Origin of the sequence: Bradyrhizobium sp. 132 (assembly GCF_023074185.1) — a bacterium.
In the GTDB taxonomy this organism is placed as follows: domain Bacteria; phylum Pseudomonadota; class Alphaproteobacteria; order Rhizobiales; family Xanthobacteraceae; genus Bradyrhizobium.
Window position 1 is genome coordinate 28989 of sequence record NZ_JADPKY010000012.1, and the last position, 15387, is coordinate 44375.

Below are 15387 nucleotides of genomic sequence, written 5' to 3' on the forward strand. Positions count from 1 at the left end.
TACAACACATGCCCACGATCGACCGCATCGACGGTTATGCCGACGAACTCACAGCCATTCGCCGCGACCTCCACGCCCATCCGGAGATCGGCTTCGAGGAAGTGCGCACCTCCGGCATCGTCGCGGACAAGCTGAAGAGCTGGGGCATCGAGGTGCATCGCGGTCTCGGCGGCACCGGCGTGATCGGCGTCATCAAGGGCAAGGGATCTAGCGGCAAGCGCATCGGCCTGCGCGCCGACATGGACGCGCTGCCGATGGAGGAGAACACCAATCTGAAATGGAGCTCGAAAATCCCCGGTCGCTTCCACGGCTGCGGCCATGACGGCCACACGACAATGCTACTGGGCACCGCACGCTACCTCGCCGAGACCAAAAACTTCGACGGCACGGTGCATCTGATCTTCCAGCCGGCCGAGGAAGGGCTTGGCGGCGCCCGCGCGATGATCAAGGACGGCTTGTTCGAGAAGTTTCCGTGCGACGAGCTCTACGGTCTGCACAACGCGCCCGACCTCAACCAGGGCGAGATCGCGATCCTGCCCGGCCCGGCGATGGCCAGCGCCGACTTCTTCGACCTCCGCATCACCGGCTACGGCGCGCATGGCGCGATGCCCGAACGCTCAAAGGACGCGGTGATCATCGCGACCACGCTGGCGCAGGCGATCCAGACCATCGTCAGCCGCAACGTCGAGCCGCTGCAGGCCGCCGTCATCTCGATCACGCAGATTCACGCCGGTTCCGCCTACAACGTCATCCCCGGCGAGGCGCATCTCTGCGGCACCATCCGCACCTTCTCCGATGAAGTCCGCGCCCTGATCAGCCAACGCATCCGCACGATCTGCGCCGGCATCGCGAGCGCCTTCCAGTGCGAGATCGAAGCCGACATCCGCGACACCTTCGGCGTGCTGGTCAACCAGGTCGAGCAGTCCAAGGTGGTCGAGGAGGTCGCGCGCACCGTCGTCGATCCTGCCAAGGTGATTACCCGCGCCCAGCCAAAGATGGGCAGCGAGGATTTTGCCGACATGCTGCAAACCATTCCCGGCGCCTATTTCTGGGTCGGCCACGACGGCTCGGTGCCCGTGCACAATCCCGGCTTCGTGCTCGACGACAAGATCCTGCCGATCGGTGCCAGCATGTTCGCCCGGATCATCGAGACCCGTATGCCGGTAGGTAGCAATGCATAAAAAGAGCGTCGAAGAGGCGGTCACCTCGCTGCACGATCTCTCCGCGGTCGATCTGATCGCGGGCTATCGCGCCAAACAATTCTCGCCAAGCGAGGTGCTGGAAGACGTGCTCGCGCACGTCGCAGCGTGGGAGCCGCATCTTAGAGCGCTCTATGCATTCGATCCCGACGGCGCGCGCGAGACCGCGAAGGCCTCGACCGCGCGCTGGACCGGCGGCGAGCCGTCGGGCTCGCTCGACGGCGTGCCTGTGACGGTGAAGGACAACATCGCGACCAAGGGTGTGCCCGTGCCGCTGGGGGCCGCGAGCGTCAAGCTGGTGCCGGCCGAGAAGGACGCGCCGCCCGCCGCGCGCCTGCGCGAAGCCGGTGCGATCATCTTCGCAAAAACCACCATGCCCGATTACGGCATGTTGTCCTCGGGGCTCTCCAGCTTCCATGCGCTCGCGCGCAATCCCTGGGACCTCTCTAAGAATCCCGGCGGGTCCAGCGCCGGCGCGGGCGCCGCTGCGGCAGCCGGCTATGGTCCGCTGCATCTCGGGACCGATATCGGCGGCTCGGTTCGTTTGCCCGCGGGCTGGTGCGGCCTGGTCGGATTGAAGCCAAGCTTTGGCCGCGTGCCGATCGATCCCGCCTATGTCGGCCGCGTCGCGGGGCCGATGACCCGCACCGTCGATGATTGTGCGCTGATGATGAGCGTGATGGCAAAACCCGACCGGCGCGACGGCATGAGCCTCCCCGCCGAGCCGCTGAACTGGAAGGGGCTGGAGAAGTCGCCGCGCAAACTCCGTATTGGATTGATGCTCGATCCCGGCGTTGGCAAGGCGCTGGAGAAGCCGGTGCGCGAGGTCGCGGTGAAGGCGGCGAAAGCGTTCGAATCCGCAGGCGCCGTCGTCACCGAAGTCGACGGCATCCTCACGCGCGAAATGCTCGACGGCCTCGACAACTTTTGGCGCGCACGGATGTGGGATGATCTGTCGAAGCTGACGCCCGCCGAGCAGGCAAAGGTACTGCCCTACATTTTCAAGTGGGGCGAGTCTGGCGCGAAGCTCTCGGGTGTCGACGTCATCAGGGGCTTCAACCAGACCATGGCGATCCGCGCCGCGGCATCAAAGCTGTTCTGCGAGCTCGACTATGTGATCTCGCCGACCGCGCCGAACGTGAACTATCCGGCGGAATGGGCCTCGCCGACCAACGATCCCATGAAGCCGTTCGAGCACATCGCCTATACCGTGCCGTGGAATATGTCGGAGAATCCGGCGATCTCCATCAACGGCGGCTTTGACGCCAGGGGTTTCCCCATCGGCGTCCAGATCGTCGGACGCCGCTTCGACGATATCGGCGTGCTCGGCATGGCCAAGGCGTTCGAGAGCTTGCGCGGCCCGCAGAAGCCCTGGCCCAGCCCGCCCGCGACGTAGAGCTTGGCCACCACACGCCCAGTCCGCGCAAGACGGACGCTGGCGGCCGTGCGTGACGTCTCCTCGATATGGAAATTCAGGACAGGGAAGGAAACCACCATGGCGTATGAGACGATCAAATACGAAATCGCCGAGCAGATCCTCACCATCACGCTGAACCGGCCCGACAAGCTCAACGCCTTCAACGCGCAGATGCAAGGGGAGCTGATCGACGCGTTCGATGCCGCCGACAAGGACGACGACGTCCGCGCCATCATCGTCACCGGCGCCGGCCGCGGTTTCTGCGCGGGCGCAGACCTTTCGTCGGGCGCCGACACCTTTGATCGCGACGCACGGCGCGGGCCCGTAAAGCGCTTCGCCGACGGCAAGGTCGACTACAGCGATTCCCAGGTGCGCGACGGCGGTGGCCAGGTGACGCTGCGCATCTTCAAATGTCTGAAGCCGGTGATTGCCGCGGTGAACGGTCCCGCGGTCGGCATCGGCGTCACCATGCAGCTCGCGATGGACATCCGCATCGCCTCCGACGCCGCGCGGTTCGGCTTCGTGTTCTCCCAGCGCGGCATCGTGCCGGAGGCGGCCTCGAGTTGGTTCCTGCCGCGCATCGTCGGCATTTCCCAGGCGCTGGAATGGTGTTATTCGGGCCGCGTCTTCCCAGCCCAGGAAGCCCTCGCCGGCCGTCTCGTCAGCAAGGTCGTAGCCTCTGATGATCTGCTGCCGACCGCTCGCGCGCTCGCCAAGGAATTCGCCGCCAAGACCGCACCGGTGTCGGTGGCACTGATCCGCCAGATGATGTGGCGCATGATGGGCGCCGACGATCCGATGGAAGCCCACATGGTCGACAGCCGTGGCATCTACGCCCGCGGCCGCTCGGACGATGTGAAGGAAGGCGTGACGTCGTTCCTGGAGAAGCGCCCTGCGCAGTTCAAGAACAAGGTGTCGAGCGACATGCCGGACTATTTCCCGTGGTGGACCGAGCGGGAGTACAAGTGAGGCCTCTTAACTTTCTACGCTTCGAGAGAAGTGGTGGGTTACGCTTCGCTAGCCCACCCTACTTTTCTCCGTGCATCATCAGCGCCACACGCCCGATCGCCTTGCGGTCAAGCAACAGCCGCATCGCCTTCGCATAATCTTCAAGCGGCAGGCGGTGCGAGATGTTGGGCCGCAGCTTGCCCTCCTCGGCCCATGTCAGCAGCGCCTTTAGACGCACCTCGCCAAGCGCGGGATTTTTCCGCACGGCTTCGCCGGCACGCACACCGAGCACGCTGGCGCCTTTGATCAGCAACAAATTGGTCTTGGCCGAGCCGATGCCGCCGGTAAAGCCGATCACGAGGAGCCGCGCGCCCCAGGCGATACAGCGCATCGAATTCTCGAACACCTCGCCGCCGACGGGATCGAACACGACGTCGGCCCCGCGACCGTCAGTGATACGCTTGACCGCATCACGAAACGGCTCGCGGTCGTAGCGGATAAGATGATCGGCGCCGCGGGATTTCGCGATGGCAAGCTTCTCGTCGCTGGAAGCGGTCGCGATCACGGTCGCGCCCAGCATCTTGCCGATCTCGACGGCAGCAAGGCCAACGCCCCCGCCGGCGCCATGCACCAGCAGCACCTCGCCCGGCTCGACCCGACCGCGGTCGATCAGCGCGTGATAGGCAGTGCCATGCCCCGCGAGATAAGTCGCAGCTTCCGCATAGTCGAACGTCGATGGCATCGGCGTGAGCTGCGACGGCGTCACCACGGCTTCATCCGTGAAGGCGCCGTGCCGCATCTTGACGATGACCTTGTCACCGACGGCGACGCCGCTCGCCTCTGCGCCGACCTCGGTCACGTCGCCGGCCGCCTCCATACCCGGCGTGAACGGCAGCTCCGGCTTGAGCTGGTATTCGCCGGCCGCCATCAGCACGTCGGGAAAATTCAAGCCAGCGGCGCGGATCGCGACCCGCACTTGGCTCGGCTTCAGGTCGCGCGACGGAAACTCTTCGAGTTGCAACGTTTCGGGCGCGCCGAGCGCGCGGCAGACGACAGCCCGCACCATCAGGCCGCGCTCGCCTTGCGGCGCAGCAGCGCCTCGCGGATCAGCGGCAGGCGGTCGTTGCCGAAATACATGTCGGTCTTGCCGACGAAGATCGTCGGCGAGCCGAAGCCGCCACGGGCGACGACCTCTTCGGTGTTGGCCTTGAGCTGGTCCTTGGTCGGCTGCCCGGAAATGCCCGCGAAGAATTTCTGCTCGTCGACGCCGACCTTCCTGCAGATGTCGCCGAGCACTGCGTCCTGCGAGATATCCTTGTCCTCGCCCCAATAGGTCTCGAACACCGCCGTGGCGAACGGCACCGATTCCTGCCCGAGCCAGATGCAGCCGCGCATCGCTTTCACGCTGTTCACCGGAAACACCGTCGGCGGCATCTTGATCGACAGGCCGGCCGAGCGCGTCCAGTCGGCAAGGTCCTTTTTCATGTAGCGCGCCTTCAGCGGCACCGGCGTCTCGCGCTGCGCATAGACGCTCGGATTGACCGTGTTGAAGATGCCGCCGACCAGGATCGGCCGCCAGATGATCTCCGCGCCGAGCTCTTTGGCGAGCGGCTGGATATTGTGGAAGGCGAGATAGGTCCAGGGGCTGGAACAGTCGAAGAAGAATTCGATCATGGCGTTTCCGGTCCGGCGTCGCGGGTTTCAAGGCGACTTTTGTTGTTCTGTACCTCGACGTTAAGACATGGCAGGAAGGGGCGCAACACAACCCGCCGGGAGGGCCGCCATGCTGTTTCCAACCACGATCGCCGGCTCCTTGCCGAAGCCGGAATGGCTCGCCGAGCCCAACATGCTCTGGGCGCCATGGAAGTCGCAAGGCGACGAGCTCGTCCGCGCCAAGCGCGATGCGACCATACTTGCCGTCAAAGTCCAGGAGGACGCCGGCATCGACATCGTCACCGAGGGCGAGCAGGCCCGGCAGCATTTCGTCCACGGTTTTCTGGAGAAGATCGAGGGCATCGATTTCGCCCACAAGGTCGAGATGGGCATCCGCAAGGATCGCTACAAGGCGATGGTGCCGCAGGTGGTCGCCCCGCTCCGGCTGAAGAGCCGCGTCCACGCCGATGAGGCGCGCGTCGCGCGGATGCATACAAAGAAGAAGCTCAAGTTCACCCTGCCCGGCCCGATGACCATCATCGACACCATTGCCGATCGCTACTATGACGACCGCGTCAAGATGGCCTTTGCGTTCGCCGAACTCCTGAACGAGGAAGCCAAGGCGCTCCAGGCCGACGGCGTCGATCTCGTGCAGTTCGACGAGCCCGCCTTCAACGTCTACATGGACGAGGTCAACGACTGGGGCATCAAGGCGCTGGAGCGCGCGGCGCAAGGCCTGACCTGCGCCACCGCCGTGCACATCTGCTACGGCTACGGCATCAAGGCCAACACCGACTGGAAGGAGACGCTCGGCGCGCAATGGCGGCAGTATGAGCAGATCTTTCCTGCGATCGACGCCAGCCCTATCCAGCAGGTCGCGATCGAATGCCGCAATTCGAAGGTGCCGCTCGATCTCCTCGCGCTGCTCAAGAACAAGATCGTGCAGGCCGGTGTGATCGATGTCGCCAGCGACACGGTGGAGACCACCGAGGACGTCGTGCAGGTGATCGACGCTGTGTCGAAATTCGTACCCAAGAGCAACATCATCGCCACCACCAATTGCGGCATGGCGCCGATGCGGCGGGAGATCGCCGAAGCCAAGTTGATGGCGCTCGGTGCCGGTGCCGCCCTGGCACGCGAGAAGCTCGGATGATGACGGTGATCCGGACGGCGGTCGTCGTCGCAACATTTGCGGCGATCACCTCGTCTGCGTGCGCGGAGGATCGCTCCGTGCTCCTTACCTGCAAGGCGATGGTGGAGCGCGCATCGCGGGATGCGAATGCCGCGAGCGAAGTCGAACTGACCCGGTGCCGCCAGGTGATCCGCGAATGGGCATTGCGCGATGCGCGAACAAATGTGGATGAAGAAGGCAGGCCGCTCCGCTAATCCAGGGCGGTGGGATGGAGCAGCAACAGATATCCGGCACTGAGCGCGCGCAGTGTGGACGGGGGCGTCAGCAGCATCGGGCTCGCCAGCTCACCCGTAGCGCGGACATAGCCGGCAGGCGACCACGTTAGCGCTCGTCCCTGTATCACCAGAAAACTCTCTTCGCCCTGCTGCACCATCGCGCCGTCGGGCAATTCTGCGAGGGGCGCAGGCAGCGGGTGCAAGCGCTTGCGACCATGATCCAGACGTTCCAGGTGCAGTTGGACATCAATCTCCTTCGCACGCGCGTTGCTCACGCCGTTGCCCGTCTCCCACGCCGCGCGAAAGCGCTTGGCGTCGTCGCGGCGGCAGAAGAAGCAGGGACGGTGACCCGCGGCAAAAGCCGTGGCCTCGTCGAGAAAGAACAGCTCGGTCCAGCTCCGCCGCGCCATCACCGGCCGCCGCCAGCCGCGGAATTCACACAGGCAAACGATCCAGGCCGGCGACGACCAGCGCTTCCTCAGCAGCGTCTTCGTCGCGGGATCATGGATGATGCCGCGGTTGCCGGTGAACAGGCCGCGGTGCGGTGTGGCAATGATCTCGCCGGTCGGCGTGACGCGGTTTTGAAGGGGCATCGATGGCTCCGCCGCGCGGTCGCAATAGTCACGCCGCCCCGTCGCGGAGCGGCGGGTGGTAGGACAGCGCTGTGTCCCACGGGAAGAATATCCAGGTGTCCTGCGAGACTTCGGTGATGAAGGTGTCGACCAGCGGACGTCCCTTCGGCTTGGCGTAGACGGTTGCGAAATGCGCATCGGGAAGCATCGCGCGCACCAGCTTGCCGGTCTTGCCGGTATCGACGAGATCGTCGACGATCAGGAGCCCCTTGCCGGTGCCGCCGCCGAGTTTCATCGCCGCATCTGAAATGCCCTTGAGGACCTGCAAGTCACCCTGCTTGTCGTGATCGTAGCTGGCGATGCAGACCGTATCGATCACGCGCACGCCGAGCTCGCGCGCGACGATCGCGGCCGGCACCAGGCCGCCGCGCGTGATCGCGATCACCGCGTGGAACGGGCCGACCTCGTTGAGCCGCCAGGTCAACGCCCGGCAGTCCCGATGGAACTGGTCCCACGAGACAGGAAAAGCCTTGCCTGCACGTTCCTGCGCGCTCAGTTCCGGTGCATCACCAGCCATTGTCGTCTCCTAATTCATCTGCCGGCAGCTAGCGGGTGATATTCAATCCCGCCAGCATTTCCTTCACCGCCACCATCGCTGCCGCCAGCTTGTCCGCGTCGCGCGAGCGCACCACCAGGTTGGTGTTGGGCTTCTGCTCTTCATCCATAAAGGGATAGCTGCCGATGATGGTGTCGGGGTGCTCGGCGGCAATCACCCGCAGTGGGCTGCCGATGTCGCCCTCACGTGCATTGGCGCGGACCGATTCGGAAAGCATGCGCACGCCCGATTTCAGCTTGGGCGAGACGATGTCCATCATCGCCTGCATGATCGAGGGCACGCCGGCCATCACGATCACATTGCCGATCTTGAAGCCGGGGGCGAGGATGGTCGCGCTCTGGATCAACTCCGCACCGTCGGGAATGCGGGCCATGCGCAGGCGGGCCTCGTTGAGATCCTGCTCGCTCCATCGCTCGCGGAAACGGGCGACCACCTCCGGGTGATGGTCGATGCCGACGCCGAACGCCTTGGCGACGCTGTCGGCGGTGATGTCGTCGTGGGTCGGGCCAATGCCGCCGGTGGTGAAGACATAGGTGTAGCGATGCCGCAGTGCATCCAACGCGGCAATGATGTCGGGCTCGTCGTCGGAGACGACCCGGACCTCCTTCAGGTCGATGCCGATATTGGTCAGGTATTCGGCGATGAAGCCGATATTCTTGTCCTTGGTCCGGCCGGACAGGATCTCGTCCCCAATAACCAGAATGCCCGCCGTGACGATCTCGCTCATAAACTATCCCTCACTTTTAGGGCCGACTTTGCCGAGGTAACGCGTTGAAGTCACGCGCTTTTGCTGCCGAAATAAGCAGTCCTCAGCCATTTTTTCAGGCAAGCCGCCGGCCATCCCCGGCAAATGTCCTCTGCCCATGCTTATCGCGCTGGCCCGACCCTTGCTACCGCATGAAAGTCATGCACTCTTGCCGCATGGCCAGGACGTTGCGGTCTCCATCAAGGCCTGACGACCTGTCGAATGGCGCAACGCCTTGCGGAGACAAGTCGGGATCTATGGCACTCGCGTTTGATGAAATGAACATTCCCGGTGGGGACCTTCGCCCCGCCTATCAGGAGCTGGCACGCTGGCTCAAGGAGACGCCTCCCGAGGCGCTCGAATATCGCCGCCAGGAGGCCGAGCTCCTCTTCCGCCGCATCGGCATTACCTTCGCTGTCTATGGGGACTCCGAGTCCACGGAGCGCCTGATCCCCTTCGACGTGATCCCGCGGATCATGTCCGGGAAGGAATGGGCGTTGCTGGAGAAGGGCTTGAAGCAGCGGGTGCGCGCGCTCAACATGTTCCTGCGCGACATCTACCACGGCCGCGACATCCTCCGTGCCGAGATCGTGCCCGACGACCTCATCTTTCAGAACCCGGTCTTTCGTCCCGAGATGAACGGCCAGCAGGTGCCGCACGACGTCTACGTGCACATCGCCGGCATCGACATCGTCCGGGTCGATGCAGAGGACTTCATCGTGCTGGAGGACAATGCGCGCACGCCCTCGGGCGTGTCGTACATGCTGGAAAACCGCGAGATCATGATGCGGCTGTTTCCGGACCTGTTCGCCCGCCACAGAGTAGCGCCGGTCGAGCGCTATCCGGACGAGTTGCTGTCCGCCCTGCGCTCAGTGGCGCCGCAAAGCGCCTCCGGCGAGCCGACCGTCGCGCTGCTTACCCCTGGTGTTTACAACTCAGCCTATTACGAGCACTCCTTCCTCGCCGACAAGCTCGGCATCGAGCTGGTCGAGGGCCGCGACCTCATCGTCAAGAACAACGAAGTGTTCATGCGGACGACCGAAGGCGTGAAGCGCGTTGACGTGATCTACCGTCGCGTCGACGACGACTACCTCGATCCCCTCACCTTCCGCCCCGACTCCGCGCTCGGCGTGCCCGGACTGATGTCGGCCTATGCGGCCGGCAACATCACGCTTGCCAACGCGGTCGGCACCGGGATCGCCGATGACAAGGCGATCTACTCCTACATGCCGGACATCGTAAAATTCTATCTCGGCGAGGAGCCGATCCTGAAGAACGTGCCGACCTGGCGCTGCCGCGAGCCGAAGGATCTCGCCTATGTGCTGGACCATCTGAACGAACTCGTCGTGAAGGAGGTGCACGGCTCCGGCGGCTACGGCATGCTGATCGGTCCTGCCGCGACCAAGGCGACGATCGAAGCCTTCCGCGAAAAGCTCAAGCGCGAGCCCGAGGGCTTCATTGCGCAGCCGACGCTGGCGCTCTCGACCTGCCCGACCTGCACGGCATCCGGCCTTGCGCCGCGCCACGTGGACCTGCGGCCGTTCGTGCTCACCGGCAGCAAGAGCACCACGATCGTGCCGGGCGGGCTGACACGCGTTGCGCTGAAGGAAGGCTCCCTGGTGGTGAATTCGAGCCAGGGCGGCGGCACCAAAGACACCTGGATTCTGGACGAGTAGAGAGATGCTGTCGCGCACCGCCGAAAACCTCTATTGGCTCGCCCGCTACGTCGAACGGGCCGAGTATCTCGCGCGCACCATCGATGCGACGCTGCGCGTCACCGCGCTTCCCGCCGCCTATATCGGCAAGACCAACGAATGGGACTCCGCGCTGCTCACCGCCGGCGTGGCGGCAAGCTTTTATCAACAGTATGAAGAAGCCAACGAGCACAACGTCGTCGATTATCTCTCGTTCTCGGCGGACAATCCGTCCTCGATCAGGAACTGCATCGAGGCGGCACGACTGAATTCCCGCTCGGTGCGCACAGCGCTGACGAGCGAGATGTGGGACACCATCAACTCGGCCTGGATCGAATTGCAGGAGGTCTGGAGCAGAGGAACCTCCACGCGCGAGGATCTCGCAAAATTCCTGCGCTTCGTGCAGGAGACCTCGCTGCGCTTCGACGGCTCGGCCTACCGGACCATGCTGCGCAACGACGCCTACTGGTTCTCGCGGATGGGCCTGCATCTCGAACGCGCCGACAACACCGCGCGCATTCTCGACGTGAAATACCATGTGCTGTTGCCCGAGGAGGAGCATGTCGGCGGCCCGCTCGATTTCTACCAGTGGACCTCGATCCTGCGCTCGGTCTCGGCGCTGACGGCCTATCACTGGGTCTATCGCGAGACGCTGAAACCCTGGCTGATCGCGGATTTGCTCATCCTCAACGACTCGCTGCCGCGTTCGCTTGCAAGCTGCTACGGCAATCTCGTGCGCAATCTCGACCAGATCGGCGTCGCTTATGGCCGCCAGGGCCCCGCCCAGCGCCATGCCCGCGGCATCCGCAACCGGCTGGAACACAGCAATATGAACGACATTTTCCAGCATGGCGTGCATGAATTCATTCAGGAATTCATCGCGGACAATGCCAGGCTGGGCGAAATCATCACGAAGCAGTATTTGATCTGATGTCCCCCGGCTGACGAAAACGGGATATCGTCATGGCCGGGGCTTGTCCCGGCCATCCACGTTCCTGCTTTCGCGCGAAGACAAGCCCGGCCATGACGAGCTTCTTCGCAGTAGGCAGTCGGATCTAACCACTAACTTCACGGTCCACCATGCGCCTGCGAATCCTGCACACCACGACCTATCGCTACGAGCCGGAGGCCACGAGCGTCATCCAGATCCTGCGCATGACGCCCGGCAGCCATGACGGGCAATATGTGGCGGAGTGGCAGATCGACGTTTCGACCGACACCAAGCTCGACACCCACGAGGACGCATTCGGCAACGTCACCCATGTGCTGTCCTGCGGTCCCGTCAGCGACATCAGGATCACCGCCGAGGGCCTGATCGAAACCCATGACACCGGCGGCGTGCTGCGCGGCGCCGATGAGCGCTTTCCGGCAGGTATGTTCTTGCGCGCCACCGACCTCACCACCGTCAATCCGGGGATGAATGCGGTTGCGCGCCAGCTGCGCAGCGAGGCCGAGAGCGACACGCTCGGCTTCCTGCACACGCTGATGACGCAGATCGGCGATCACATGACTTTCGACGAGGACCCGACCAACAGCGGCACGTCAGCGGCGGAAGCGTTCACGCTCAAGCGCGGCGTGTGCCAGGACTACGCGCATATCTTCATCGCCTGCGCTCGCAGCGGCGGCGTGCCTGCGCGGTTCGTCTCCGGCCACTTCCTGCGCTCCGACGGCACGGTGCATCAGGACGCCGGCCATGCCTGGGCGGAGGCTTACGTCGACGGCCTTGGCTGGGTCGGTTTCGACCCCGCCAACAGCATCTGCGCCACCGACGCACATGTCCGCGTCGCGATCGGGCTCGATTATCTCGGCGCCGCCCCCGTGCGCGGCACCCGTTATGGCGGCGGCCCCGAGACGCTGGCGGTGGCCGTGAAGGTCGAGCAGGCCGGCCGCAGCGGCCAGTCGCAATCGCAGTCCCAGCGGCAAAGCTGAGCCGCGCCACCCAAGACCCTCACCGGCCGACTGCTTTCGGCCCGCCGCCCGCGGGAATCGGGGGTTGGAGCGGCCCTTGAAATTGGCTAGTAATTCCGCGCAAACGCGTTCGGGGACTGGAAATGACCTATTGTTGCGGAATCCTGGTTCGGGACGGTCTGGTGATGATCGCCGACACCCGCACCAATGCCGGCCTCGACAACGTCTCGACCTTCCGCAAGCTCCACATCTTCTCCAATCCCGGCGACCGCATCATGGCGATCGCCAGCGCCGGCAACCTCGCAATCAGCCAATCGGTGCTCTCCACGTTGACCGAAGGCCTCGAAGACCCCAACACGGGCGAGATCGAGACGCTGATGAACGCGCCGACCATGTTCCAAGCGGCCCAGCGCATCGGCCGGGCGATCCGGGCCGTGCACGCGACCGAAGGGCCGGCGCTGAAATCCGAGGACGTGTCCTTCGACGTCTCCTTCCTGTTCGGCGGCCAGATCAAGGGTGCGCGCATGCGCCTGTTCATGGTTTACACCGCGGGTAACTTCATCGAGTGCACCACCGACACGCCCTACTTGCAGATCGGCGAGCACAAATACGGCAAGCCGGTACTCGACCGCGCCATGCATTACGACGTCGAACTCTACGAGGCGCTGAAGACCGGCCTGATCTCGATGGATTCGACCATGCGCTCGAACCTCGGCGTCGGCCTGCCGATCGACGTGTTGGTGGTGCGTGCCGACGCCTGCGAGGCCGATCTCAACCACCGCATCGAGGCGGGCGAGCCCTATTTCCACGATTTGCGCTCGCGCTGGTCGGCGGCCTTGCGCGCCGCGCATCAGAACATTCCGCGGCCGCCCTACAAGAACGAAAAAGAACCCAAAACCTGACAGTTTAAGAGAAAAGGCAGGAAACGATGAGTGAAGCGAAAAAGATCGCAGTGGTGACGGGCGCCGGCACCGGAGTTGGGCGCGCGGCATCGCTGGCGCTGATGAACACCGGCTTCACCGTGGTGCTCGTCGGGCGCCGACTCGACATGCTCGAGGAGACCGCGAAGCTTGGCCCCGCGGGGAAAAGCCTCTGCGTCACCGCCGACATGACCAAGCCGGACTCGATTGCCGCGCTGTTCGCCAAGGTGAAGGACACCTATGGCCGACTCGACGTGCTCTTCAACAATGCCGGCATGGGCGCACCGCCGGTGAATTTCGAGGATCTGACCCTCGAACAGTGGCAAGCGGTGGTGAACACCAACCTCACCGGCCCGTTCCTGTGCACCCAGCACGCCTTCCGCATCATGAAGGACCAGAGCCCCCGCGGCGGCCGCGTCATCAACAACGGCTCGATCTCGGCGCATGCGCCGCGACCGTTCTCGGCGGCCTACACCTCGACCAAGCACGCCATCACCGGCCTCACCAAGGCCTCTAACCTTGACGGCCGCATGTATGACATCGCGGTCGGCCAGGTCGACATCGGTAACGCCGCCACCCCCATGACCGACCGCATGGTCAACGGCCCCGGCGTGCTGCAGCCCGACGGCACGTCGAAGCAGGAGCCGCGCATGGACGCGAAGGCGGTCGGCGATGCCGTTGCCTACATGGCCGGCCTGCCGCTCGACGCCAACGTGCTGACCATGACTGTCATGGCAACCAAGATGCCGTTCGTCGGACGGGGCTGAACAAAAAAACGCGAAAACAACCCCATGCACAGTAGGCGGCATGGGGTTTCCGGCGGCTCCCGGCAAAAGGGGGTGACGCGAGATAAGTCCACGCGTCGCCTCCACGATCGTCATTGCAAGCGCAGCGAAACAATCCGGACTGCTGATCTCGTGCCCCGGACGCTGCGCGGCATGAAATGACGCGCTGCTGAGCCGGGGCCCATCACTCTCCAACGTTGCTTGCGGCAACATTGGTCCCGGCTCAGCGGCGTACCGCTTGCGCGCTGCACCGCGTCCGGGACACGAGAGCTTCCGCTATTCCAAACTCTCCACCTGCCGCAGGCTTGGAAACAGCTTCATCCATAGCAGCGCCACTGCGACCGTGCAGGCGCCACCGAGAACGGCCGCCGGCATGGCGCCGAACAGTGCGGCGGCGACCCCGCTCTCGAACTGGCCGAGCTGGTTGGACGCGTTGATGAAGAGGAAGTTCACCGCGCCGACCCGGCCGCGCATCTCGTCGGGGGTCGCGAGCTGCACCAGCGAGAAGCGGATCACGACACTGATCGTATCGGCCGCGCCGAGAATAGCGAGCGCGAGCACCGACAGCCACATCCAGGACGACAGTGCGAACACGATCGTCGCGACGCCGAACACGATCACGGCCTGGAACATGCGCAGGCCCACATGCCGCGAAATGGCGTGCCGCGCCAGCACCATGGTCATCGCCAGCGCGCCGACCGCCGGCGCGGCGCGTAGGATCCCGAGCCCCATCGGACCGGTCTGGAGGATGTCGCGTGCATAGATCGGCAGCAGCGCGGTGACGCCGCCGAACAGCACCGCGAACAGATCGAGCGAGATGGTGCCGAGGATCGCCGGATTGCTGCGGATGAAGCGGACGCCGGCAAAGACATTGTCCGAGTTCGTCCCCTCCTTGGCGATCGCCTGCGGGCGCGGCCGGATGAAGCCGGTCAGGATCATCCCAAAAATCCAGAACAGTACCATCATTGCGTAGGCAAGATGCGGCGCGACCGCGTAGGCAAAACCGCCGAGCGCCGGCCCGGTGATGGTCGCGACCTGCGCCGCACCGCTGGTGACGGCGGTGGCGCGCTGCAGCGAGCCCTGCGGCGCGATCGCCGGCAGCAGCGCCGCGGTGGTCGGACTTTCGAAGGCTCCGGCAATGCCGAGCACGAAGGTCGCCACAAAAATCTGAACTTCGCTGATCAAGCCGAGATAGGTGATGACGCCGAGATAGAGCGCGGTCGCGGCTTCCACCAATTGGCAGAGCTGGACGACGCGCTTGCGCTCGTAGCGATCGGCGGCATGGCCAGCGACGAACACCAGCAGCGCTGTGGGCAGGAATTGCACGAGGCCGACCATGCCGAGGTCGAAGGCCGAACTTGTGAGATCGTAGATCTGCCAGCCGATCGCGACCGCCGCGATCTGGCTGGAAAAGCGCGACAGGCTGCGCGAGAGCAGGAAGAACAAGAAGGCACGGTGAGAGAGGAGCGCGCGGGCGCTGACCGGCGGAATTCCGGATATTGGCTGGTCTGGCATCGCCTCTT

Annotated in this window: 16 protein-coding genes; 10 read left to right on the top strand and 6 right to left on the bottom strand. The window is 64.4% G+C overall.

All coding sequences use genetic code 11. The features are described 5' to 3' along the window. The first annotated feature begins 8 nt into the window (after positions 1 to 8). The 3 genes from IVA74_RS00765 (at position 9) to IVA74_RS00775 (ending at position 3585) form a co-directional block, all read left to right on the top strand. The gene (locus tag IVA74_RS00765) at positions 9 to 1181 is read left to right on the top strand and encodes a M20 aminoacylase family protein (protein ID WP_247338856.1); all 1173 of its coding nucleotides are present in this window, start codon (positions 9 to 11) and stop codon (positions 1179 to 1181) included. Further along, entirely contained in the window at positions 1174 to 2595 is a 1422-nt protein-coding gene (locus tag IVA74_RS00770; protein WP_247338858.1) for an amidase, read from the top strand. The genes IVA74_RS00765 and IVA74_RS00770 overlap by 8 nt, the downstream gene beginning before the upstream one ends. Positions 2596 to 2694: 99 nt before the next feature. Next, entirely contained in the window at positions 2695 to 3585 is an 891-nt protein-coding gene (locus IVA74_RS00775; protein ID WP_247338860.1) for a crotonase/enoyl-CoA hydratase family protein, read from the top strand. Positions 3586 to 3643: 58 nt separating this feature from the next. Here IVA74_RS00775 and IVA74_RS00780 read toward each other — a convergent pair whose 3' ends face one another. Both IVA74_RS00780 and IVA74_RS00785 read right to left on the bottom strand, forming a co-directional pair. Further along, positions 3644 to 4630 carry an NADPH:quinone oxidoreductase family protein gene (locus IVA74_RS00780; RefSeq protein WP_247338863.1) on the bottom strand — a complete coding sequence of 329 codons (987 nt, stop codon included), beginning with the start codon at positions 4628 to 4630 and terminating at the stop codon, positions 3644 to 3646. Next, positions 4630 to 5238: a 2-hydroxychromene-2-carboxylate isomerase gene (locus tag IVA74_RS00785; protein ID WP_247338865.1), complete on the bottom strand. Its 609-nt coding sequence runs from the start codon at positions 5236 to 5238 to the stop codon at positions 4630 to 4632. The genes IVA74_RS00780 and IVA74_RS00785 overlap by 1 nt, the downstream gene beginning before the upstream one ends. Positions 5239 to 5347: 109 nt before the next feature. Between IVA74_RS00785 and IVA74_RS00790 the strand changes: the two genes are divergently transcribed. Next, positions 5348 to 6370, top strand: coding sequence for a methionine synthase (locus tag IVA74_RS00790; protein WP_247338866.1), 1023 nt, complete (start codon positions 5348 to 5350; stop codon positions 6368 to 6370). Further along, positions 6367 to 6603 carry a hypothetical protein gene (locus IVA74_RS00795; protein ID WP_247338867.1) on the top strand — a complete coding sequence of 79 codons (237 nt, stop codon included), beginning with the start codon at positions 6367 to 6369 and terminating at the stop codon, positions 6601 to 6603. Before IVA74_RS00790 ends, IVA74_RS00795 begins: the two co-directional genes overlap by 4 nt. On the opposite strand, the gene IVA74_RS00800 is transcribed toward IVA74_RS00795, so the two are convergent. From IVA74_RS00800 to IVA74_RS00810, 3 genes are read right to left on the bottom strand one after another with little or no spacing between them, the layout of a single operon-like run. Continuing rightward, positions 6600 to 7217 carry a hypothetical protein gene (locus IVA74_RS00800; protein WP_247338868.1) on the bottom strand — a complete coding sequence of 206 codons (618 nt, stop codon included), beginning with the start codon at positions 7215 to 7217 and terminating at the stop codon, positions 6600 to 6602. The genes IVA74_RS00795 and IVA74_RS00800 overlap by 4 nt on opposite strands. Positions 7218 to 7245: 28 nt before the next feature. Beyond that, positions 7246 to 7773 carry a xanthine phosphoribosyltransferase gene (gpt, locus tag IVA74_RS00805; RefSeq protein WP_247338869.1) on the bottom strand — a complete coding sequence of 176 codons (528 nt, stop codon included), beginning with the start codon at positions 7771 to 7773 and terminating at the stop codon, positions 7246 to 7248. A gap of 28 nt (positions 7774 to 7801) precedes the next feature. Then, positions 7802 to 8539: a molybdopterin-binding protein gene (locus IVA74_RS00810; RefSeq protein ID WP_247338870.1), complete on the bottom strand. Its 738-nt coding sequence runs from the start codon at positions 8537 to 8539 to the stop codon at positions 7802 to 7804. Between the two features lie 275 nt (positions 8540 to 8814). Here IVA74_RS00810 and IVA74_RS00815 point away from each other — a divergent pair, with 275 nt between their 5' ends. The 5 genes from IVA74_RS00815 to IVA74_RS00835 all read left to right on the top strand — a co-directional run bounded on the left by IVA74_RS00815 (position 8815) and on the right by IVA74_RS00835 (position 13846). Next, positions 8815 to 10233: a circularly permuted type 2 ATP-grasp protein gene (locus IVA74_RS00815; RefSeq protein ID WP_247338871.1), complete on the top strand. Its 1419-nt coding sequence runs from the start codon at positions 8815 to 8817 to the stop codon at positions 10231 to 10233. A 4-nt stretch (positions 10234 to 10237) separates the two neighbouring features. Beyond that, positions 10238 to 11182 carry an alpha-E domain-containing protein gene (locus tag IVA74_RS00820; RefSeq protein WP_247338872.1) on the top strand — a complete coding sequence of 315 codons (945 nt, stop codon included), beginning with the start codon at positions 10238 to 10240 and terminating at the stop codon, positions 11180 to 11182. Positions 11183 to 11331: 149 nt separating this feature from the next. Further along, complete coding sequence (locus IVA74_RS00825; RefSeq protein ID WP_247338873.1) at positions 11332 to 12180, top strand: transglutaminase family protein; 849 nt, start codon at positions 11332 to 11334, stop codon at positions 12178 to 12180. A gap of 122 nt (positions 12181 to 12302) precedes the next feature. Continuing rightward, positions 12303 to 13061, top strand: a complete 759-nt coding sequence (locus tag IVA74_RS00830) for a proteasome-type protease (protein ID WP_247338874.1) — start codon at positions 12303 to 12305, stop codon at positions 13059 to 13061. A 26-nt stretch (positions 13062 to 13087) separates the two neighbouring features. Beyond that, complete coding sequence (locus tag IVA74_RS00835; protein WP_247338875.1) at positions 13088 to 13846, top strand: SDR family oxidoreductase; 759 nt, start codon at positions 13088 to 13090, stop codon at positions 13844 to 13846. A gap of 294 nt (positions 13847 to 14140) precedes the next feature. On the opposite strand, the gene IVA74_RS00840 is transcribed toward IVA74_RS00835, so the two are convergent. Further along, positions 14141 to 15379 (bottom strand): MFS transporter, encoded by a 1239-nt coding sequence (locus IVA74_RS00840; protein ID WP_247338876.1) that lies wholly within the window; start codon positions 15377 to 15379, stop codon positions 14141 to 14143. Positions 15380 to 15387 lie beyond the last annotated feature (8 nt).

Bases quoted from the DNA above. Each gene is read 5' to 3' on its own strand.
- IVA74_RS00765 (WP_247338856.1), top strand. From the start codon at position 9: ATGCCCACGATCGACCGCATCGACGGTTATGCCGACGAACTCACAGCC.
- IVA74_RS00770 (WP_247338858.1), top strand. From the start codon at position 1,174: ATGCATAAAAAGAGCGTCGAAGAGGCGGTCACCTCGCTGCACGATCTC.
- IVA74_RS00775 (WP_247338860.1), top strand. From the start codon at position 2,695: ATGGCGTATGAGACGATCAAATACGAAATCGCCGAGCAGATCCTCACC.
- IVA74_RS00780 (WP_247338863.1), bottom strand. From the start codon at position 4,630: ATGGTGCGGGCTGTCGTCTGCCGCGCGCTCGGCGCGCCCGAAACGTTG.
- IVA74_RS00785 (WP_247338865.1), bottom strand. From the start codon at position 5,238: ATGATCGAATTCTTCTTCGACTGTTCCAGCCCCTGGACCTATCTCGCC.
- IVA74_RS00790 (WP_247338866.1), top strand. From the start codon at position 5,348: ATGCTGTTTCCAACCACGATCGCCGGCTCCTTGCCGAAGCCGGAATGG.
- IVA74_RS00795 (WP_247338867.1), top strand. From the start codon at position 6,367: ATGATGACGGTGATCCGGACGGCGGTCGTCGTCGCAACATTTGCGGCG.
- IVA74_RS00800 (WP_247338868.1), bottom strand. From the start codon at position 7,217: ATGCCCCTTCAAAACCGCGTCACGCCGACCGGCGAGATCATTGCCACA.
- gpt (WP_247338869.1), bottom strand. From the start codon at position 7,773: ATGGCTGGTGATGCACCGGAACTGAGCGCGCAGGAACGTGCAGGCAAG.
- IVA74_RS00810 (WP_247338870.1), bottom strand. From the start codon at position 8,539: ATGAGCGAGATCGTCACGGCGGGCATTCTGGTTATTGGGGACGAGATC.
- IVA74_RS00815 (WP_247338871.1), top strand. From the start codon at position 8,815: ATGGCACTCGCGTTTGATGAAATGAACATTCCCGGTGGGGACCTTCGC.
- IVA74_RS00820 (WP_247338872.1), top strand. From the start codon at position 10,238: ATGCTGTCGCGCACCGCCGAAAACCTCTATTGGCTCGCCCGCTACGTC.
- IVA74_RS00825 (WP_247338873.1), top strand. From the start codon at position 11,332: ATGCGCCTGCGAATCCTGCACACCACGACCTATCGCTACGAGCCGGAG.
- IVA74_RS00830 (WP_247338874.1), top strand. From the start codon at position 12,303: ATGACCTATTGTTGCGGAATCCTGGTTCGGGACGGTCTGGTGATGATC.
- IVA74_RS00835 (WP_247338875.1), top strand. From the start codon at position 13,088: ATGAGTGAAGCGAAAAAGATCGCAGTGGTGACGGGCGCCGGCACCGGA.
- IVA74_RS00840 (WP_247338876.1), bottom strand. From the start codon at position 15,379: ATGCCAGACCAGCCAATATCCGGAATTCCGCCGGTCAGCGCCCGCGCG.